This window comes from Actinacidiphila glaucinigra, from assembly GCF_900188405.1.
Classification (GTDB): Bacteria; Actinomycetota; Actinomycetes; order Streptomycetales; family Streptomycetaceae; genus Actinacidiphila; species Actinacidiphila glaucinigra.
Genome location: NZ_FZOF01000020.1, coordinates 78,694 through 97,965 on the forward strand (window position 1 = coordinate 78,694; position 19,272 = coordinate 97,965).

Annotated in this window: 20 protein-coding genes; 10 read left to right on the top strand and 10 right to left on the bottom strand. The window is 73.9% G+C overall.

Features of this window, described 5'->3' with window-relative positions:
- Window positions 1-10: 10 nt before the first annotated feature.
- The 6 genes from CHF15_RS30075 to CHF15_RS30100 are packed head-to-tail and all read right to left on the bottom strand — an operon-like array spanning window position 11 to window position 7,137.
- Complete coding sequence (locus CHF15_RS30075; protein WP_089227053.1) at window positions 11-1,123, bottom strand: XdhC family protein; 1,113 nt, start codon at window positions 1,121-1,123, stop codon at window positions 11-13.
- Window positions 1,116-2,255, bottom strand: a complete 1,140-nt coding sequence (locus CHF15_RS30080; RefSeq protein ID WP_089227054.1) for a vWA domain-containing protein — start codon at window positions 2,253-2,255, stop codon at window positions 1,116-1,118. The genes CHF15_RS30075 and CHF15_RS30080 overlap by 8 nt, the downstream gene beginning before the upstream one ends.
- Complete coding sequence (locus CHF15_RS30085; RefSeq protein ID WP_410169667.1) at window positions 2,252-3,334, bottom strand: AAA family ATPase; 1,083 nt, start codon at window positions 3,332-3,334, stop codon at window positions 2,252-2,254. Before CHF15_RS30085 ends, CHF15_RS30080 begins: the two co-directional genes overlap by 4 nt.
- A 16-nt stretch (window positions 3,335-3,350) precedes the next feature.
- Entirely contained in the window at window positions 3,351-4,208 is an 858-nt protein-coding gene (locus CHF15_RS30090) for an FAD binding domain-containing protein (RefSeq protein ID WP_089227056.1), read from the bottom strand.
- Window positions 4,205-6,598: a xanthine dehydrogenase family protein molybdopterin-binding subunit gene (locus tag CHF15_RS30095; RefSeq protein ID WP_089227057.1), complete on the bottom strand. Its 2,394-nt coding sequence runs from the start codon at window positions 6,596-6,598 to the stop codon at window positions 4,205-4,207. The genes CHF15_RS30090 and CHF15_RS30095 overlap by 4 nt, the downstream gene beginning before the upstream one ends.
- Window positions 6,595-7,137: a (2Fe-2S)-binding protein gene (locus CHF15_RS30100; RefSeq protein WP_089227058.1), complete on the bottom strand. Its 543-nt coding sequence runs from the start codon at window positions 7,135-7,137 to the stop codon at window positions 6,595-6,597. Before CHF15_RS30100 ends, CHF15_RS30095 begins: the two co-directional genes overlap by 4 nt.
- Window positions 7,138-7,284: 147 nt before the next feature.
- Here CHF15_RS30100 and CHF15_RS30105 point away from each other — a divergent pair, with 147 nt between their 5' ends.
- From CHF15_RS30105 to CHF15_RS30115, 3 genes are all read left to right on the top strand, one after another.
- The gene (locus CHF15_RS30105) at window positions 7,285-7,833 is read left to right on the top strand and encodes a hypothetical protein (RefSeq protein WP_089227059.1); all 549 of its coding nucleotides are present in this window, start codon (window positions 7,285-7,287) and stop codon (window positions 7,831-7,833) included.
- A gap of 1,281 nt (window positions 7,834-9,114) precedes the next feature.
- A complete protein-coding gene (locus tag CHF15_RS30110; RefSeq protein WP_089227060.1) occupies window positions 9,115-9,840 on the top strand; it encodes a hypothetical protein in 726 nt (241 codons plus the stop codon).
- Entirely contained in the window at window positions 9,837-10,367 is a 531-nt protein-coding gene (locus tag CHF15_RS30115; protein ID WP_179280028.1) for a SixA phosphatase family protein, read from the top strand. Before CHF15_RS30110 ends, CHF15_RS30115 begins: the two co-directional genes overlap by 4 nt.
- Window positions 10,368-10,394: 27 nt before the next feature.
- Here the strand turns inward: CHF15_RS30115 and CHF15_RS30120 are convergent, their stop codons facing one another.
- The gene (locus CHF15_RS30120; RefSeq protein ID WP_089227062.1) at window positions 10,395-11,009 is read right to left on the bottom strand and encodes a TetR/AcrR family transcriptional regulator; all 615 of its coding nucleotides are present in this window, start codon (window positions 11,007-11,009) and stop codon (window positions 10,395-10,397) included.
- A gap of 148 nt (window positions 11,010-11,157) precedes the next feature.
- Between CHF15_RS30120 and CHF15_RS30125 the strand changes: the two genes are divergently transcribed.
- From CHF15_RS30125 to CHF15_RS30140, 4 genes are all read left to right on the top strand, one after another.
- Window positions 11,158-12,075, top strand: a complete 918-nt coding sequence (locus CHF15_RS30125; RefSeq protein ID WP_089227063.1) for an ABC transporter permease — start codon at window positions 11,158-11,160, stop codon at window positions 12,073-12,075.
- Window positions 12,068-12,838 carry an ABC transporter ATP-binding protein gene (locus CHF15_RS30130; protein WP_245939102.1) on the top strand — a complete coding sequence of 257 codons (771 nt, stop codon included), beginning with the start codon at window positions 12,068-12,070 and terminating at the stop codon, window positions 12,836-12,838. Before CHF15_RS30125 ends, CHF15_RS30130 begins: the two co-directional genes overlap by 8 nt.
- A 95-nt stretch (window positions 12,839-12,933) precedes the next feature.
- A complete protein-coding gene (locus CHF15_RS30135) occupies window positions 12,934-13,725 on the top strand; it encodes a VOC family protein (protein ID WP_089227065.1) in 792 nt (263 codons plus the stop codon).
- Between the two features lie 83 nt (window positions 13,726-13,808).
- Window positions 13,809-14,603, top strand: a complete 795-nt coding sequence (locus CHF15_RS30140) for a VOC family protein (RefSeq protein WP_089227066.1) — start codon at window positions 13,809-13,811, stop codon at window positions 14,601-14,603.
- A gap of 15 nt (window positions 14,604-14,618) precedes the next feature.
- Here CHF15_RS30140 and CHF15_RS30145 read toward each other — a convergent pair whose 3' ends face one another.
- On the bottom strand, window positions 14,619-15,530 hold the full coding sequence (locus tag CHF15_RS30145) for a YceI family protein (protein WP_089227067.1): 912 nt from the start codon (window positions 15,528-15,530) through the stop codon (window positions 14,619-14,621).
- A 44-nt stretch (window positions 15,531-15,574) separates the two neighbouring features.
- Complete coding sequence (locus CHF15_RS30150) at window positions 15,575-16,204, bottom strand: TetR family transcriptional regulator (protein ID WP_089227068.1); 630 nt, start codon at window positions 16,202-16,204, stop codon at window positions 15,575-15,577.
- Between the two features lie 140 nt (window positions 16,205-16,344).
- On the opposite strand from CHF15_RS30150, the gene CHF15_RS45125 reads away from it, so the two are divergent.
- Entirely contained in the window at window positions 16,345-16,500 is a 156-nt protein-coding gene (locus CHF15_RS45125) for a hypothetical protein (protein ID WP_179280021.1), read from the top strand.
- A 28-nt stretch (window positions 16,501-16,528) separates the two neighbouring features.
- Complete coding sequence (locus CHF15_RS30155; protein WP_179280029.1) at window positions 16,529-16,825, top strand: DUF4190 domain-containing protein; 297 nt, start codon at window positions 16,529-16,531, stop codon at window positions 16,823-16,825.
- Window positions 16,826-16,937: 112 nt separating this feature from the next.
- Here CHF15_RS30155 and CHF15_RS30160 read toward each other — a convergent pair whose 3' ends face one another.
- The gene (locus CHF15_RS30160; protein WP_089227069.1) at window positions 16,938-18,389 is read right to left on the bottom strand and encodes a helix-turn-helix domain-containing protein; all 1,452 of its coding nucleotides are present in this window, start codon (window positions 18,387-18,389) and stop codon (window positions 16,938-16,940) included.
- Window positions 18,390-18,597: 208 nt separating this feature from the next.
- Here CHF15_RS30160 and CHF15_RS30165 point away from each other — a divergent pair, with 208 nt between their 5' ends.
- Window positions 18,598-19,224: a hypothetical protein gene (locus tag CHF15_RS30165; RefSeq protein ID WP_089227070.1), complete on the top strand. Its 627-nt coding sequence runs from the start codon at window positions 18,598-18,600 to the stop codon at window positions 19,222-19,224.
- The last annotated feature ends 48 nt before the right edge of the window (window positions 19,225-19,272 follow it).

Genomic DNA, 19,272 nt, shown 5'->3' on the forward strand with positions numbered 1-19,272 from the left:
CTCCTCCTCGTCATACCGGCCTGAGCACCGGGGGGTGGATCGCGCCGGCCGTGCCCGAGAGCGGGGTGCCGCTGCCGCCCCAGCGCAGCGCGATGATCTCTGCGGCGATCGACACCGCGACCTCCTCGGGGGTGCGCGCGCCCAGGTCCAGCCCGATCGGCGAGCGCAGCCGGGCCAGTTCGGCCGGATCCATCTCCGTGTCGCGCAGCCGCTTGAGCCGGTCGTCGTGCGTCCGCCGGCTGCCCATGACGCCGATGTACGCGGCGGGGCGGCGCAGCGCGACCTCCAGCAGCGGCACGTCGAACTTGGGGTCGTGGGTGAGGACGCACACCACCGTGCGGTCGTCGGTCTCCGTGCCGCCCAGGTAGCGGTGCGGCCAGTCGACGACGACCTCCACACCCTCGGGGAAGCGCTTCGGGGTCGCGAAGACCGGACGTGCGTCGCAGACGGTCACCCGGTAGCCCAGGAACAGCCCGATGCGCGCCACCGCCGCCGCGAAGTCGATCGCGCCGAACACCAGCATCCGCGGCGGCGGGGCGAAGGATTGCAGGAACACCGTCACGTCGTCCTCGCGCCGCTCGCCGTGCGGGCCGTAGTGGCGCTGCCCGGTCGCGCCCTGGGCCAGCTCGCCGCGGGCGTCGTCGGTGACCGCCGCGTCCAGGCCCTCCGAGCCGAGGGTGCCGGCGACCCGGTCCGGCCACACCGTGAGCGTGGCGCCGCGCGGCGCGGGACCGTCGAGCACCGTCGCCGTGACCACCGGGCGGTGCGCGGCGACGGAGGCCGCCACCTCGCCGAAGCCCGCGTCCGTGGCCGGGGAGACCGGACGGACCAGCAGGGTGAGCTCGCCGCCGCAGGTCAGTCCCACCTCGAAGGCGTCGGCGTCGCTGTAGCCGAAGGTGTGCAGCCGGGCCTCGCCCGACGCGACGACCTCCTTGGCCAGTTCGAAGACCGCGCCCTCAACGCAGCCCCCGGAGACGCTGCCGACGACCTCGTCACCGGGCCCCACCGCCATGGCCGCGCCCGGCCCGCGCGGGGCGCTGCGGCTCACCGCCACCACCGTGGCCAGCCCGAAGGGGGTTCCCGAGGCGTACCAGTCGTCCAGCGCAGGAAGGATCTCACGCACCGTCGGCTCCTCTCACCACGGCGGCCAGACGTTCCAGCGCGCCCAGACTGTGCCCCTCCACGAAGGCGTCGACGCTCGGCAGCGCCGCCGCCATCCCCGCCGCCAGCGGGGCGTACCCCGGTCTGGCCTTGCGCGGGTTGGCCCACACCACGCGGTGCGCCAGCCGTGCCAGCCGCCGCATCTGCGCGGCCAGCAGGGCGGGGTCGCCGCGCTCCCAGCCGTCCGACAGCAGCACGACCACCGCGCCGCGCGCCGTCCCCCGCGCGCCCCAGCGGTCGAGGAACGCCCGCAGCGTCTCCCCGAGCCGGGTGCCGCCGCTCCAGTCGGGCACCGCCGCCCCGACCGCGGCCAGCGCCGCGTCGGGGTCGCGGCGCGCCATCTCGCGGGTGACGCGGGTCAGGCGGGTGCCGAGGGTGAAGACCTCGGTGGGCGTGCGGCCGCGCGAACCGTGCGCGGCGGCGTGCGCGAACCGCAGGAGCGCGTCCGCGTACGGGGCCATCGACCCGCTGACGTCCAGCAGCAGCACCACCCGGCGCGGCTTGCGGGCCGGGGCCCGCCGCAGCAGGACGGCCGGCTCCCCGCCCCGGCGCAGCAACTCCCGCACGGTACGCCGCGGATCCACGCCACCGCGGCGTGCCGGGCGGCGCCGGGAGCTGCGGCGCGGCTCGCCGTCGAGGGCGAACACCGCCAGCAGCTGGTTCAGTTGGGCCCGCTCCGCCGCGGTCAGTACGGCGACGTCACGGTGCCGCAGCACCTCGGTCGCACTGGCGAGCGCGGTCGCGGTGGGACCTTCACCGCCCTCCTCGGTGGTCCGCTCCCCGGGCTCGGCCCGCGGCACCGCGGGCGGGCGCACCGGGCGGACCGCCGGACGCACCCGGCGCGGCGGCCGTTCGCCGTCGAAGAAGGCCGCGAAGACCCGGTCGTAGCGCTCCAGGTCGTCCGGCCCGCCGCAGAGCGTGAGCCGCCCCGCCCAGTACACGTCGCGGCGCCGTCCCGGGTCGAGCCGGCCGAGCGCGGCGAGGAACGCGGCCACCCGGTCGGGGCCCGCCGGCACCCCGGCGGCCCGCAGGGCGCGGGCGAAGCCCACCACCCCCGCCGTGCCGTCCGCCGTGACCGTGCGCACCGTGCTCACCGCGACCCGCCCGCGCGCGTGGCGAGGATCTCGGACAGGTCGAGCGAGCGCGCCCGCTCCGCGTCCTCGCGGTACTTCAGCACCGAGCCGAGGGTGGTCATCGCCAGGTCCGCGTCGAGTTCCGTCGCGCCCAGGGCGGCCAGCGCCTCCGCCCAGTCGATGGTCTCCGCCACCCCGGGCGGCCGCACCAGGTCCTGCTCCCGCAGGCACTGCACCACGGCCGTCACCTGGGACGCGAGCCGCGCCGCCACGTGCGGCTGCCGGCGCCGTACGATCGCCAGCTCCCGTTCAAAGCCGGGGTGCTCGAACCAGTGGTAGAGGCAGCGCCGCTTGAGGGCGTCGTGCACCTCGCGGGTCCGGTTGGACGTCAGCACCACCACGGGCGGCGACTGCGCCCGCAGGGTGCCCAGTTCGGGGACGGTGACGGAGTACTCCGACAGCAGTTCCAGCAGGAAGGCCTCGAACTCGTCGTCCGCCCGGTCGACCTCGTCGACCAGCAGCACCGAGGGGCTGGTCTCCAGGGCCCGCAGCAGCGGCCGGGCCAGCAGGAACCGCCGGCTGTAGAGCTCGCCCTCCAGCGTCCCGGGATCGCTGACGCCGGCCGCCTCGGCCGCCCGCAGGTGCAGCAACTGCCGGGGGAAGTCCCAGTCGTACAGCGCCTGCGACGCGTCGATGCCCTCGTAGCACTGCAGCCGGATCAGCGGCGCGCCGAGCGCCTCGGCCAGCGCGTGCGCCAGCGCGGTCTTGCCGACGCCCGCGTCGCCCTCGCAGAAGATCGGGCGGTGCAGCGTGAGCGCCAGGTAGCAGGCGACGGCGAGGCCGTCGTCGACCAGGTAGCCGGTCTCCTCCAGCCGGGCCCGCATCTGTCCGGGACCGGCGATCCCCGCCGCCGCTCCGGCCGCGGGCGCGGCAGCGGGAATCCCGGAGGCGGCGGGGGCGGTGGCGGGGCCGGAACTCGGGGCGCCGGGGCCGTGGGGCCCCACCGCCCCGGCGCGCGCCGACGTCACGGGAAGCGGCCCGCAGGAGGGGCCCGCCGGGGTGGTCCACCCCGGCGGAGTCCCGTGCGCCGGCCAGGTCATGCGCTGCGTCCGCTCCTCATGTCAGGTCCGCCGCGGCGAGGACGGCCCTGCGGGTCAGCACCCTCGCCAGGTGCTCCCGGTACTCGGCGGACGCCGACAGGTCGGAGGCCGGCCGGGTGCCCTCCGCCGCGCTGTCGGCGGCCGAGGCGACCGCGTCCGGTGCGGCGTCGGCGCCCGCGAGGGCCTCCTCGCAGGCGGTGGCGCGTACCGGGGTGGGCCCCATGTTCGACAGTCCGACACGGGACTCGACGATGCGGCCGTCGTCGCGCCGTACCAGCGCGGCCACCCCCACCACGGCCCATGCCTGGGCGCTGAGCTGGAACTTCTCGTAGTGGAAGCCCCAGGCGTCCGCCTTGGGCACCCGCACCTCCACCAGCAGTTCGTCCGGCCGCAGCGCCGTCTGCAGGTAGTCGGTGAAGAACTCCCGCGCCGGGACGCTCCGCCGCCCGTCCGGGCCCTGGACGACCAGCTCGGCGTCCAGCGCGAGGACGGCCGCGGGCACGTCCCCGGCCGGGTCGGCATGGGCGAGGGAGCCGCCGATCGTGCCGCGGTGCCGCACCGCCGGATCGGCCACCGTGGCCGTGGCGGCGGCCAGCAGCCCGGCGTGCCGCCGCACCAGCGGGTCGTGCACGACGTCGTGGTGCGAGGTCAGGGCGCCGATGACGAGGGTGTCCCCGTCCGTCCGCACCCCGCGCAGGCCGGGGATCCGGCCGACGTCCACGAGGAGTTCGGGGAAGGCGAGCCGCATCCGCAGGATCGGCAGCAGGCTCTGGCCGCCGGCCAGCACCTTCGCCTCTTCCCCGGCGAGGGCGAGCTGCCCCACCGCCTCCTCCACAGTGCGCGGCCTGGCGTACTCGAACGACGCGGGAATCATGAGCTGCCCTCCTCCGGACGGGCGGACCGCGCGTCCCGCAGCGCCCGCCAGATCCGCTCCGGCGTGCACGGCATCCGCACGTCCGTGACGCCCAGCGGCCGCAGGGCGTCGACCACGGCGTTGACCACCGCGGGGGTCGAGGCGATCGTCCCGGCCTCGCCGACGCCCTTCACGCCCAGCGGGTTGGTGGTCGCCGGCGTCTCGGTGCGGTCGGTGAGGAAGTCGGGCAGGTCGGCCGCGCAGGGCACCAGGTAGTCGGCCATGGTGCCGGAGACGAGGTTGCCCTCCTCGTCGTACACCGCCTCCTCGAACAGCGCCTGGGCGATGCCCTGGGCGAGGCCGCCGTGCACCTGGCCCTCCACGATCATCGGGTTGACGACCTTGCCCACGTCGTCCACGCACACATAGGAGCGGATCCGCACCCGGCCGGTCTCGGTGTCCACCTCCACCGCGCACAGGTGCGTGCCGTGCGGGTACGAGAAGGCCTCGGGGTCCTCCACGTGCTCGGCGTTGATCGTCGGCTCCAGCCCGTCGGGCAGGTCGTGCGAGGTGAACGTCGCGAACGCCACCTCCTGGATGGTCTTGTGCGCGTCCGGGGAGCCCTTCACCGAGAAGACGCCGTCGGCGAAGTCCAGGTCGTCCTCGCTCGCCTCCAGCAGGTGCGCGGCGACCTTGCGGGCCTTGTCGACCACCTTCCGCGCCGCGCGGTGCACGGCCACGCCGCCGACCACCAGCGAGCGCGAGCCGTAGGTGTCCATGCCCTGCGGCACCGTGCGCGTGTCGCCGTGCAGCACCTCGACGTCCTCGAAGGGCACGCCGAGCACGTCCGCCGCGATCTGGCTCCAGCTCGTCACATGGCCCTGCCCGTGCGGGCTGGTGCCGGTCAGCACCTCCACCTTGCCGGTGGGCAGCATGCGGATGGACGCCGCCTCCCAGCCGCCGGCGCCGTAGCGCAGGTCGCGCAGGATCCGGCTGGGCGCGAGCCCGCACATCTCCGTGTAGGTCGACACCCCGATGCCGAGCCGCACCGGGTCGCCGCGCTCCTCGCGCTTGCGCTGCTCGGACCGCAGGTCGTCGTAGCCGAAGAGGGCGAGCGCCTTGTCCGTCGCCGACTCGTAGTTCCCGCTGTCGTAGGTGAGGCCGCCGATGGTGGTGTACGGGAACTCGTCGTGGCCGATCCAGTTGCGGCGGCGGACCTCCACCGAGTCCATGCCGAGTTCGGCGGCGAGTTCGTCCATCATGCGCTCGATCGCGAACGTCGCCTCGGGGCGGCCCGCGCCGCGGTAGGCGTCCGTGGGGGTCTTGGTGGTGAAGACGCCCGTGCAGGTGAAGTCGTAGGCGTCCATCTTGTAGATGCCGGGGAACATGAACGCCCCGAGCAGCGGGACGCCCGGCGTCACGATCATCAGGTACGCGCCCATGTCGGCGAGCAGGTCCACCTTCAGGCCGAGCAGCCGGCCGTCGCGCGTCGCGGCGAGTTCGAGGTCCTGGATCTGGTCCCGGCCGTGGTGGGTGGCCAGGTAGCCCTCCGACCGGGACTCCGTCCACTTCACGGGGCGGCCGAGCTTGCGGGCGACGGCCAGGCCGATCGCCTCCTCGCCGTAGACCTGGAGCTTGGAGCCGAAGCCGCCGCCGACGTCGGGGGCGACGACCCGGAGCCGGTGCTCGGGGATGCCGGTGACGACGGCCATCATCACCCGCACGATGTGCGGGATCTGCGTCGCGGAGTACAGGGTGTACTGGTCCGAGGTGTCCGGCGGGACCGCCACGACGGCCCGCGGTTCCATGGCGTTGGGGATGAGCCGCTGCTGCACGAAGCGCCGTCGCAGCACCACGTCGGCGCGCTCGCGCACCGTCGCGTAGTCCTCGCCGGTGGCCAGCGGCCAGGTGTAGCAGCGGTTGGTGCCCTTGTCGGCGTGGACCAGCGGGGAGCCCTCGGCGAGCGCCGCCTCCATGTTGAGGACCGGGGGCAGCGGCTCGTAGTCGACGTCGATCGCCTCCAGCGCGTCGGCGGCCGCGTAGCGGTCCCGGGCGACGACGACCGCGACCGGGTCGCCGGTGTGGCGGACCTCGTCGACGGCGACCGGCGGGTGCTCGGGCAGCACGATGTCCTCGGTGACGGGCCAGGCGCACGGCAGCGACCCGAGCCCCTCGGCCAGGTCGCGGCCGGTGTAGGCGGCGACGACCCCCGGCCGCTCCAGGGCCGGCGTGACGTCGATCCGCTCGATGCGGGCGTGCGCCATGGGGCTGCGCAGGATCGCGATGTGCAGCAGGCCCGGGACGGTGATGTTGTCGGTCCAGTTGGTCCGGCCGGTCACCAGCCGGGCGTCCTCCTTGCGGACCCGGGCCCGGCCGACCTCGGGTTCGCGTCCGGTGAGCTGGTCGGTCATACCGGCGCCCCGCTCCCCGCCGTGCTCGGCTCGGCGTGCTCGGCGACGGCGCCCGGCTCGGGCGCCTGGTGCCGGCGTTCCTCGGCGGCGGCCGCCAGCACGGCGCGCACGATGTTCATGTAGCCGGTGCACCGGCAGAGGTTGCCCTCCAGGCCCTCGCGGACCTCCTCGGGCGTGGGGTCGGGGTTCTCCCGCAGCAGGTCGCGCGCGGCCATGATCATGCCGGGGGTGCAGAAGCCGCATTGCAGCGCGTGCTGTTCGTGGAAGGCCCTCTGCAGCGGGTGCCACTCGCCGTCCGCGGAGGCCAGCCCCTGGATCGTCGTCACCTCGCCGCCGTCGGCCTGGACGGCGAGCACCGAGCAGCTCTTCACGCTCTTCCCGTCGAGGTCCACCATGCAGGCACCGCAGTTCGTGGTGTCGCACCCGACGGGGGTACCGGTCAGGCCGAGCCGGTCCCGCAGGTAATGGACGAGCAGGAGGCGGGGCTCCACCTCGTCCTCGTAGGCCGTGCCGTCCACCTTCACCGAGATGCGGGTCATATGCCCTCCCAGAGGCGCCGCGTGGCGAATCCCCCGTTCTGCTCTGATACGCGCAACTGTAAGTCGCGCCCGGGGACAACGCGACGCCTCGGACGCGAGTTTCACGGGCCTCTTGTGCTCGGAAATCCGAGGCGTAATGTTGATTACATGATTACCAGCGAACAGAAGGAAGCGCTGCGGGGCTGGCTCGCCGGACGGCTCCCCGAAGGACTGTTCGAGGCGCTCGTGGACGTGACCGTCGACCGCGAGGAGATCACCGTCGTCGGCCGCATCCCCGCACCCGCGGTCGGCGCCGAGGCGTCGGCGGTGGAACGCGAGGCCGCGCTCGACGGGCGGATCGCCGAGTTCCGGGAGCGCACCCGCGAGGACCGCGTCGCCGTCGCCCGCGAGGCGGAACACCGCTTCGGGCGCAAGGTCTCCTGGGGCGTGGAGTGCGGCGGGCGCCGGGCCATGTACACCACCGTCTCCGTCCCCGTCATGACCCGGCTGCGCCAGCCCGAGCGGCAGGTCCTCGACACCCTTGTCGCGGGCGGTGTCGCCCGCAGCCGCAGCGAGGCCCTCGCCTGGTGCGTCCGCCTCGTCCGGGGCAACACCGACACCTGGCTCGGCGACCTGCGCGATTCCCTTGAGCACGTCCAGCGCGTCCGCGCGCAGGGGCCCGATCGCGACGCCTCGGCGTCCGGCGGGGGCGACTGAGCGGCGGCTGCGCCGGGCTGTCGGGGTCGCCGCTTGCGGTTCGTTGTTGTGTGCGGGCGGCTGCGCCGGGCTGCCGGGTTGTTGTGTGCGGGTTGTGTGCGCCTGCGGCGGGCTGTCTCCCGCCCTCCCTCCCGTTTGCCCGGCGCGGTCAGTGACCGCCTCGCACCGTGTGGCTGGGTCGGGGCCGCGCCGGCGCACGTCCTCAACGCTCGCGGTTTTGCCCGACATCATTCGGCGCCCGGGTTCGCCGCTCGTCTCCCCCAGCCTTCGGCCGGGGGGACCCCCATGGGCGCACCCCGCCACACCCCCTCCCGTTTGTTGGGGCGCATGACGGCCGGAGGGTGGTGAGAGGGCGGTCCGGGGTTGCCGCACGTGTCTCACCGAACGCCCGCAACTGTTAGGTCGTCCATGAGGGAACGGAGTGGGTCGGACCGGCGGGGTTATCGGGGCGCGCGGGCGCTGAGCGGCCTGCCGCCGTGTGCACGTGCGTGTCCTGCCTCAGCCTTCGGCCAGGGGGCCGGCCCCATCCGGCCCGGTCAGTGTGGTCCCAAGACTGAACCCGGTTGCGGGTCGGCGGCCCGCCGGAGGCCAGGGCGGGTGCGCCCCCACCATCCTGGGGCTCGCCGTAACGCAGGCAACCCCTGTGGGTCCCCAACCGCCCGCGGGAAGTGCCGCCAGCCACCGGTGCGTGCACCGGTGCTTGGCCTTCGGCCGGGGACCCCTGTGGAGGGCGGCTTCCAGCGGTGTGGGGAGGGGTGCCCCCCATCACCCTCCTCCGGCCGTTGGTCGCGACACACACGGAGGGGGCGGGGTCGTAGGGGTGGGCGTTCTGGACGCTGACGTGTATTTGTTGTGCGGCATCCGGGGCGGCAAGAGCGGGTGCCCGCCATGCACATAAATATGCGGTACAGAATGCCCAGCCCCGGAGGCCCCGCCCCCGGCCCACCACGAACCGCGCGCAGGCCCGCACCAACCATCCGGGGCAATCGGGCGGGAGGGCGGGGGACAGCCCGCCGCAGGCGCAAACGACCCGCACACAACAACCGGCCGCAAGGGGCACCTCCACCGCAACGGCGCCGCACAGGCTGGTTCCGGGACGGCATGGCCTCCGACGCCGTTCGGGCCTGCCCGGCGGCCCATCCTCCGCCGCGACGGCGGTACTTGGGCGCGCGGGGGTGCCCCCGTCGGCCGTCCGGCGGTCCTGCCGGGCCCGCCGTGCGAGACCCCGTCACCCGCGAAGGGCACCTGCGCCGGTGGGCCGCACAGGTTAGATTCGAAGGCGTGCTGCGCATCGTGGACGGCCGGAACGGCGAGCCCGTCGAACTCGACCCGGGGCGGCGCGCGCCGCTGAGGGTGCTGGCCCACACCGGTGCCGCGGGCCGGACGGCCGCGCTGCGGGTGCTGCTGCTCGCGGACGTGCTGGCGCGCACCGCGGAGACCTACGGGGGCCAGGTGCTGGTCGCCTCGGTGGGCCCGGCCGACCCCGCACTCGACGCCGCCGCCGCGGCGCTGGGCATCAAGCCCCGCGAGGCCCGCGGCGACACCGGGCGCGAGGCCGAGGAGGCGCTCGCCGGACCGGCCCGGGTGCATGTCGCACCGGCGGGCACGGACACCGGCGGCCCCCGCCTGGACGTCGGACCCGTTCACCCGGACGAGGTAGCCGCCCCCGGCCCCGCGGTACGGCTCGCGCTGCTCCGGCTGGACCGCCGGGCCCCCGCTGAACTGACCCCGCGAGGCCTCGAGGCGGCGGAGGACGGCCTGCGGCACTGGCGCGGCGCGGTGGCCCGCTGGGCGCAGTCGCCGTCCAAGCCCATGTGCGCCGAGTACGTCGAACGCCTCCAGGCGGCCCTGCGCACGGACCTCGACACCGCCGCCTGCCTGGCCGCCCTCGACCGGCTGGAGGAGGAGACCGCCCTGCCGGACGGCTCCCGCTTCGAGACGTTCGCCCGGGCGGACCGCGTGCTCGCCCTGGAGCTGACCGCCGAGGTCGGCGGGGTGAGGTCGTGAGGCGCCGCGCGGAGGGAGCGCGACGGCTCGTCGTGCTGCGGCACGCCAAGTCCGCCTGGCCCCCGGACGTCCCCGACCACGACCGTCCGCTCGGCCCCCGCGGCCGGCGCGACGCCCCGGCCGTCGGCCGCTGGCTGCGTGACGCCGGGCACACCCCCGACCTGGTGATCTGCTCGACCTCCCGGCGCACCCAGGAGACCTGGGAGTTCGCCGCGGCGGCCCTGGGCGCCAGGCCGCCCGCGCCGGTGCGCCTCGACGAGCGGGTCTACGCGGCCACCGCCCGCGCCCTCCTCGACGTCCTGCGCGAGGCCCCCGAAGAGGCTTCGACCCTTCTGCTGGTCGGCCACAACCCGGGTGTCCAGGACCTCGTCCTGCGCCTGACCGGCGAGGCCCGCGCGGACGCCCTGCTCCGCGCCGCCGACAAGTTCCCGACCTCGGCCCTCGCCGTCCTGACCTGGCCCGCCCCCTGGTCCTCCCTCACCCCGGAACACGCCCGCCTCGACGACTTCGCCGTCCCCCGCGGCTGATCCCGATCGCCCCCGGGGAGGGGTGCGCTACTGGACCGAGGCCGCCAGGGCGGCGGCCGTGGCGACGGCGAGGCGGTCGAGGTAGCGGGGCGTGAGGGGGGAGCGCAGGACCGCGAGGCGCCAGTAGAGGGGACCGGCCATGAGGTCGAGCGCGAGGTCGCAGTCCGTGCCGGCGGGGAGCTCGCCGCGTTCGACGGCGGCCTCGACGATGGCGGTGGCGATACCGCGCTGGGTGTCGCGCAGCGCGGTCTGCAGGGTCTCGGCGATCTCCGGGTGGCGGGAGGCCTCCGCCAGCAGGTCGGGGATGATCTGCGAGGCGACGGGGTGCCGCAGCGCCCGCGCCGTCACCTCCAGCAGCATCCGGATGTCGCCCAGCAGGCTTCCCGTGGCGGGCGCCGGCATGCCGACCGCCGCGACGGCGGAGACCACGTCGAGGACGAGCGGAAGCTTGGAGCGCCAGCGCCGGTAGACCGCGGCCTTGCCCACGCCCGCACGCCGTGCGATGCCCTCGATGGACATCCGTCCGTACCCGACCGCGGCGAGTTCCGCGAAGACGGCCGCGCGGATCGCCTCCGTGACATCGTCTCGGAGCACTGCCGCCCCGGCGGGGGCGCGTCGTGGGGGTGCGGTGTCCGGTGCCATGTCCGGCAGCCTACGCGACGACGGGACGGAACGGTTGCGTTCCAACGCTCATGTGGTCTAACGTCCTGGTAACGACGATACGGTCTCGTTCCGTCGGCGCACAACCGCCCCCCTCGCGCCTCACCCCCCGAACGGAAGCGCCACCCTCGTGAGCCTTGACATCGAGTCCTCCTCAGCGGCGACCGCGCCGCCCGGTGCTCCGGCGCCGTCCCCCGCAGAGCTGGCGGCCAGGCACGGCCTGACGGTCAGCGGGGCCCGTCCCGGCCTGGGCGCCTACGTGCGGCAGCTGTGGGGACGCCGGCACTTCATCACCTCGTACGCCACCGCCCGCGTGTCGGCGCAGTACACGCGGGCCCGCCTGGGCCAACTGTGGCAGGTGCTGACCCCGCTGCTCAACGCGGCCGTGTACTACCTGATCTTCGGCCTGCTGCTGGGCACCGACCGCGGCGTGGACAACTACATCGCGTTCCTGGTCACCGGCGTCTTCGTCTACACCTTCACCCAGTCCTCGGTGATGGCGGGCGTCCGTGCCATCTCGGGCAACCTCGGCCTGGTGCGGGCCCTGCACTTCCCCCGCGCCAGCCTGCCGATCGCACAGACGATCATGCAGCTGCAGCAGCTCCTGATGTCGATGCTCGTGCTCTTCGTCATCGTCCTGATGACCGGAGAGCTGCCCGGCCCGTCCTGGCTGCTCGTGATCCCGGCGCTGCTGCTGCAGTCGGTCTTCAACGCGGGCCTGGCACTGGTGATGGCGCGGCTCGGCAGCAAGATGACCGACCTCGCGCAGCTGATGCCGTTCATCCTGCGGACGTGGATGTACGCCTCCGGTGTGATGTACAGCATCAGCCACGTCGCGGCGCACGCGCCGCAGGCCGTGAAGATCCTGCTCGGCCTGAACCCGGCGGCGGTCTACATCGACCTGATGCGCTTCGCGCTGATCGACAGCTTCACCTCCGAGCAGCTGCCGCCCCACGTGTGGGCGGTCGCCCTGGGCTGGGCCGTGGTCATGGGCGTCGGGGGCTTCGTGTGGTTCTGGAAGGCTGAGGAGAGGTACGGCCGTGGCTGAGCGCATCCCCACCGTGATCGTGGACGACCTGCACATCGTGTACCGGGTGCACGGTGCGGGCAGCGGCCGCGGCACCGCGGTCAACGCACTGTCGCGGCTGGTCCGCCGCAAGGGCGTCAACCCGAACGTCCGCACCGTGCACGCCGTGCGCGGCGTGAGCTTCACCGCCTACCGGGGCGAGTCCATCGGCCTCATCGGCTCCAACGGCTCGGGCAAGTCCACCCTGCTCAAGGCGGTCGCGGGGCTGCTGCCCGCGGAGAGCGGCAAGGTGTACACGCAGGGGCAGCCCTCGCTGCTCGGCGTGAACGCCGCCCTGATGAACGACCTGACCGGCGAGCGGAACGTCATGCTCGGCGGCCTGGCGATGGGCATGTCGCAGGACGAGGTGCGGGAGCGCTACGACCAGATCGTCGACTTCTCGGGGATCAACGAGAAGGGCGACTTCATCTCGCTCCCGATGCGGACCTACTCCTCCGGCATGGCGGCGCGCCTGCGCTTCTCGATCGCCGCGGCCAGGAGCCACGACGTCCTGATGATCGACGAGGCGCTGGCGACCGGTGACAACCGGTTCCGCAAGCGCTCGGAGGCGCGGATCCGCGAGCTCCGCAAGGAAGCCGGCACCGTCTTCCTGGTCAGCCACAACAACAAGTCGATCCGCGACACCTGCGACCGCGCCATCTGGCTGGAGCACGGCACGCTGCGGATGGACGGCCCGACGGACGAGGTGATCAAGGCCTACGACGCGTTCACCCAGGCGAAGTGACGCCGCCCGGCGCGCGCCGGGCACCGGTGCCAGACTGAGGACGGACATCGGGACCACGGCAGCACCGGGCACGCACGCAGGCCAAGGAGACCGCCATGCTCACCACCCAGTACGTCAACGGCGCGCCGAACTGGATCGACCTCGGCAGCGCGGACACCGGGGCGGCGGTCTCCTTCTACACCGGGCTCTTCGCCTGGGACGCGCAGTCGCTCGGGCCCGAGGCCGGCGGCTACGGCTTCTTCCGCCTCGGCGGGAAGACCGTGGCCGCCTTCGGGCCGCTCAGCGAGGAGGGCATGCGGTCCTCCTGGACGCTGTACTTCCAGACGGCCGACGCCGACGCCACCGCCAAGGCGGTCGAGCAGGCGGGCGGCACCGTGCGGCTCGCGCCCTTCGACGTCTTCACCAACGGCCGGATGGCCGGCTTCACCGATCCCGGGGGAGCGGAGTTCGCCGTGTGGCAGCCCCGCGACACCAAGGGACTCGACGCGGTCACCGAGCCGGGCAGCCTCGGCTGGGCGGAGCTGTACGCACCGGACGCCGCGGCGGCCGGCGCCTTCTACGGGGCGGTCCTGGAATGGCAGGCGCAGGACGTACCGCTCGGCACGACCAGGTACACCGTGCTGTCGACCTCGGGAGGCGGCCGGGAGGCGTCCCTGGGCGGGATCGTGGAGATCACCGGCGAGATGAGGGACGCCGGCGTCACCCCGCACTGGCTGCCGTACTTCGAGGTCGAGGACGCCGACGCGGTCGTGGCCAAGGCCGGGCAGCTCGGCGGGCGGGTCGTCATGGCGCCCCGGCACGCCGAGGGCGTCGGCCGCTTCGCGCACCTCGCGGACCCCTTCGGCGCGCTGTTCGCGGTCATCGCCAGCCAGCCGCAGCAGAGCTGACGGGGCGAGGCGGGGGCACTGTCAGTGCCCGCTGCAAGACTGGGAGTCACCAGGGCACAGCACCCCCGTCGAAGGAGCACCGCATGCTCAGCACCGACTACACACCCGGCGCGCCCAACTGGCTCGACCTGGGCACTCCCGACGTCGACGCCTCCGTGGCCTACTACCGCGAGGTCTTCGGCTGGGACTTCGTCTCGGCCGGACCGGAGGCCGGCGGCTACGGCATGTTCCGGATCGCCGACCGGACGGTCGCCGGCATCGGCCCGAACAACGAACCCGGTGTCACGACCGCGGCCTGGGAGCCGTTCTTCCAGACGGCCGACGCCGACGCCACCACCAAGTCCGTCGAGCAGGCGGGCGGCGGCGTGCGCTTCTCCGCCATGGAGGTCTTCGACCTCGGGCGGATGGCGGCCTACGCCGACCCGACCGGGGCCCGCTTCTGCGTGTGGCAGCCGGGTGCCAACAAGGGCCTGGACGTCGTCAACGAGCCCGGGACGCTGTACTGGACGGAGCTCTTCACCACGGACGCGCCCGCGGCGCTGGCCTTCTACCGCTCGGTGTTCGACTGGAGGACCGAGGACTCAGGGATGCCCGGTGGCGTCTACACCCTGGTCTCCCCGGCGGGCGGCGGCGAGAGCGACGCCCACGGCGGCGTCATGCAGCTCGACGAGCAGATGCTCGCGGCGGGCGCGGGCCCGCACTGGCTGCCGTACTTCGCCGTCGCCGACTGCGACGCCACGCTGGCCAGGGCCGTGTCGGCCGGCGGCACGATCCGCGTCCCCGCGACGGACGTGCCGGAGGTCGGGCGCTTCGCCCAGATCGTCGACACGCAGGGCGCGGCCTTCGGCGTCATCACACCCCCGGCCTCCGCGGGCTGAGGAGGCGCCCGGCGGCTACTGCGGCGGCGTCGGGGTGTCGTGGCGGGAGAACATGGCCTGGACGTCGAGTTCCAGCTTGATGGTCGGGCCCACCACCGCGATGCCCCGCGCCAGCATGCTCTGCCAGTTGAGCGTGTAGTCGTCGCGGTGCAGTTCGGCGGTGGCGAGGGCCGCACAGCGCAACTCCTCGCCGTAGCCGCCGGTCGCCAGCCCCAGGTAGTCGGTGTCCAGCGTCACCGAGCGGGTGATGCCGTGCATGCCGAGGTGGCCGTGGACGGCCCAGCGCGAGCCGCCCTCGTGCACGAAGCGGTCGCTCGCGAAGCGGATCCAGGGGTAGGCGGCGACGTCCAGGAAGTCGCCCGAGCGGAGGTGGTTGTCCCGGGTCCGGTTGCCGGTGTTGATGCTCGCGGCGTCGATGGTGATCTCGATGTGGGAGTCCTCCATGCGCTCCGCGACGCGTATACCGCCCGTGAAGCGGTCGAAGCGGCCGTGCACATGGGCCATGCCGACGTGCTTGGCGATGAACCGGACGGCCGTGTGCGGAGGGTCGAAGAACCAGGTTCCCGGCGGCGGCAGTTCGAGTGCCGGCGACGGCGCCAACCGCACCGCCCCCATGGGGGACTGGAGCCCCTCCGCGATCTCCACGGTGCCCCGGTAGGGCTGCATGCCGTCCGCGCTGATCATGACGGAGCAGTGCCCGGGCGGCAGCGTGGCGAGGAACGTCCCGTACGGGTCGCTGGTCGCCGTCACCAGCGGGCGGTGGGTGCGGACGTCGGACACGGTGACCTCGGCGCCGCCCAGCGGCCGGCCCGCGGGGTCGAGCACCTGACAGCTGATCAGTCCCGCGCCCTCGGCGATCGGTGGCAACAGCCCGGGGTCCGCGGAGCCGTTGACCGTCCGATTGCGCCTAAAGAGTGCGAAAGCCATGTGATCACCTTGGATGGCGAATCCACGCAAGTGTCAATTCGTCCTCAGGTGTCCAGCCAGTGCCGTCGTCCCAGGTGGATCAGGTAGAGCTCCTTGCGGGCCCGTTGCGTGATGCCCTCCTCGGCCGCGGTGTCGTCGGCCGGCGCCTCCATGAAGGCGATCGCCGTCGTCAGCATGCGGTCGACGTACAGTTCGGCGAGCATGTGCACGTCCTCGGGCGACCAGCCCTGCGCGACGGGCTGTGTGCCGAGCGCCTCGGCCACCTCGTCGGCGAAGAGTGAGAGTTCGGCGGCGATGGCCTCCCTGACGGCCTGCACCCCGCCGTGCCGCTCGCGGGCGATGAAGCGGATGTGCGGCCGGTGGTCGCGCACATGCAGGGCGATGAGCCGGACGGAGTGCGCGATGACCTCCTCGGCGTCGTCCTGTTCGGCCAGGATCGCCCGGATCATGGCGTGCAGACTGCCCAGCGACTCGGCGACCAGGGCCACCCCGAGGTCGCCCATGTCGCGAAAGTGCCGGTAGAACCCGGCGGGCGCGACGCCCACTTCGCGGGTGACCTCGCGCAGTCCCAGGCTGCTCAGGCTCTGGTTCTCCAGCAGGCGCAGGCCCGCGTCGAGGAGGGCCCGCCGGGTCTGCTGCTTCTGGGCCTCACGGGCCCCGAGGGTGTGACTCATGTCATCCAGTAAACAGCTGTTCGCCGAGTTGTGCGAGAGTAGGCTACCGACTCAGTGAACAACTGTTATTCCAGTTGTTCACTGAGTTCTGACGTCCGCATCCCGCAGTGCCGTCCGGCAACCGAGAAAGGCACCCGTCCGTGACCCTCCTCGTCGTCCTGGTCGCCATGGGAATCCTCCTGGGCACCGTCTCCTACACCCCGCTCCCCGTCTTCCTCGTCGCCGCGGGCGTGGTCGGTGCCTGGCTGCTCACGTTCTGCGTCCGCGAGCGCGTCGGGCGCCACCGCCACCGCTGACCCACGTCTCCCAGGGGGGAACCCACCCATGGACTCCTACGTACCCGCTCGTGACCGCGAACTGCGCGCCAGGCAGGCCCGGTCGGGCTCGGACGGCTCCGACGGCATGGCCGTGGCCTCGTTCGCGCTGGGCCTGGTCGGCCTGCTGGCCTTCAACATCGTGCTCGGCCCCTTCGCCCTGATCCTCGGCGGCATGGCGCTCGTCCGGGGCACCGAGCGCCCCGTCCGGGCGATCGCGGGCCTGGTGCTCGGCGCGGCCGACCTGATGGTGCTGGTCGTGCTCATCACCATGAACAAGGGCTTCATCTGGCCGTTCGGCTTCTGACCGCGAGGGACGCGGCCGACGGGAACGGGGGAGAGCGTCCCCACTCCGCACGGGGGGAGTGGGGACCCTTCCGTACCACCGGGACCGGTCCGGGGCGCGCAGGCGGGTTCTTTCAGTTCGGGGTCCAGCCCGCGGGGGACCAGTACTCGTACTCGGGGCGGCCCTTGACGCCGCTGGTGCGGAAGGGCCGCCCGCCGTCGTCGACGCGGACCGTGCCCGACCTGCCTCCGGCACTCCACTCCAGTTCCAGGAACCAGTCGCAGTCGCAGCGCACCGTGCGGGCGTGCACCCTGAGCACCAGCGGGTCCTGCGCGGAGACCTGGTAGGGCAGACGCACCACGGGGAGGGTGTGCTCGCTGTCGTTGCCGTCGCGCGGTCGCGGCTGCGGACGGGCCGCGTCGAGGTCCACCGCGTACTCGGCGGGCGTCAGCGCTCCGCCGCAGCCGTTGTCCATCGAGTACGAGGACCAGCGCGGCGGGTCTCGGCGCTCGACGACACGGATGTGCAGGGCCTGCACCACCACCGGAGCCGATCCGCGCCCGCGGATCGTGGTCTCGACGATGGTCGTGGCGCCGTGCACGGCACCCAGGGCGGTGGCCCAGGCGCGCGCGTCCTGGGAGACGGGCGGGGGAGGGACGTCCGCGGGCGGCCGGTCGATGAGGTAGTGGTGCCCGCAGCCGTTCTCCCAGACGTGCGAGCGCACGCTCCAGACCAGCGGCCGCGCCGGCACCGGGGCCCGGGAGGCCGTACCACCGCTGGGGGAGCGCGGAACGCCCTTCGTGTCCTTCACCGGCGGCCTGGTGGACGGGGCCCGCCCGGAGGGGGAAACGGCGGGTGACACCGGGACGGTGCCCGTACGGCCGGGCGAGGGGGTCGTGCCGTCCGCACCGCCGGGACGCGCGGAAGGGGAGGAGGACGAGGCACGGGCCGGCGCGCCCTCGCCGCCGGTGCCGTCGGTCATCGCCAGCACGGCGCCGGTGAGCACCAGCGCGGCCACCGAACCGGCGACGGCCGGCCGGGACAGCCGGCGGCGCCAGGAACGCGGCCGCCGCGGCGGCGGGACGGTGCCGATCGGCTCCAGTTCCGCGGGCGTGACCGGGGCCGCCGCCTCAGCGGCCGCCTCGGGCGAGGGCGCCGGCCCGGCGGGGTCGTCACCCGCGGGCGCGGCGCCCTCGCCGCCGTCCGCGCCGCCTTCACCTTCGCCCCCGAGCTCCCCTTCGCTGCCGACCTCCCCGTCCTTGCCGACCTCTTCGTCGTCGCCCTGTCCACCGCGCTCCGCCCCGGTGCCGCCGCCCCCGCGGTTGCCCACGCGCCGGACCGCGTCCGCGAGCACCCATCGGCGGTGCAGCTCGACCAGTTCCTCCGGCCCCGCACCGCACAACCGTGCCAGACGCTCGACGACCGCGTAGTCCGCCGGCACGGCGTCGCCGTTGCAATAGCGGTGCAGGGTCGAGGTGCTGACGTGCAGCCGGCGCGCCAGCTGCCCGTAGCTCAGCCCCGAACGGTCCTTCAGCTCACGTAAATTCCGGGCGAAGTGCTCACTGCCCGCCGCCGTACCACCCATGTCCCGCGCCCCCGACGCCTTCCCGTGTCCCGGCCGCCCGTTCCAGGGCGCTCACGTCTCCCCAGGCCAGGGTACGCGCAACCGTTCCGGCGTCCCGGAAGCCGCTGCGGCTGTTGCCGGGCCGTGACGGCGCCGCGCAGGCTGGGAACCAGCACCGCCGCCCGTCGGCGGCGGTCCTCGTCCACGACCTGACCACGGGGGAACCACCTTGAACCGCACACTCGTCCGCCGCGCCGCCGTGACCGTGATGTCCACGGTCGCGGCCACCTCGCTCCTGGCCGCCGGTTCCGCGGAGGCCGGCGCAGCCGCGCCCACCGCGGCACCGAGGTTCCTCGCGCCGAAGGAACTGCCGCCGTACCCCAACTCGCCCTGGTACGCCGACCGGGTCAAGAGCGGCCTGCCCGAGGGCGGCACCGCCTGCACCCTGCGCGGCCTGCCCCGCAAGGGCGTCTCGCACCGCTCCTTCTGGACCGAACTGGACACCAACGCCCAGCAGGTCACCTTCACGACCAAGAACACCAAGGCGGCGCGCGACCTCGCCGCCAAGCTCCGCAAGTCCGTGCGGGGCTGCGTCGCACGCTTCCTGGAGCAGAACCCGGGCGCACAGGCCGACTGGAAGGACTTCGGCGGCCTCGCCGTGGAGGAGGGCGCGCACGTCTACGGCGTCCACGTCGCGCCCCCCGAGTCCGAGCACAACGTCCGCCTGTACGGCATCGGCCGCGACGGCCGCACCGTCACCGTCGTCGAGTGGGGCCAGATGGGAACCCTCGACCAGATCCCGCTGAAGGCCTTCAAGAAGACCACCCGGACCGCCGTGAACAAGCTGTACCGCTGACGGAGCCGCCAGGCGGCCCACGGACACCGGCGGCGGGGCACCGGGGGG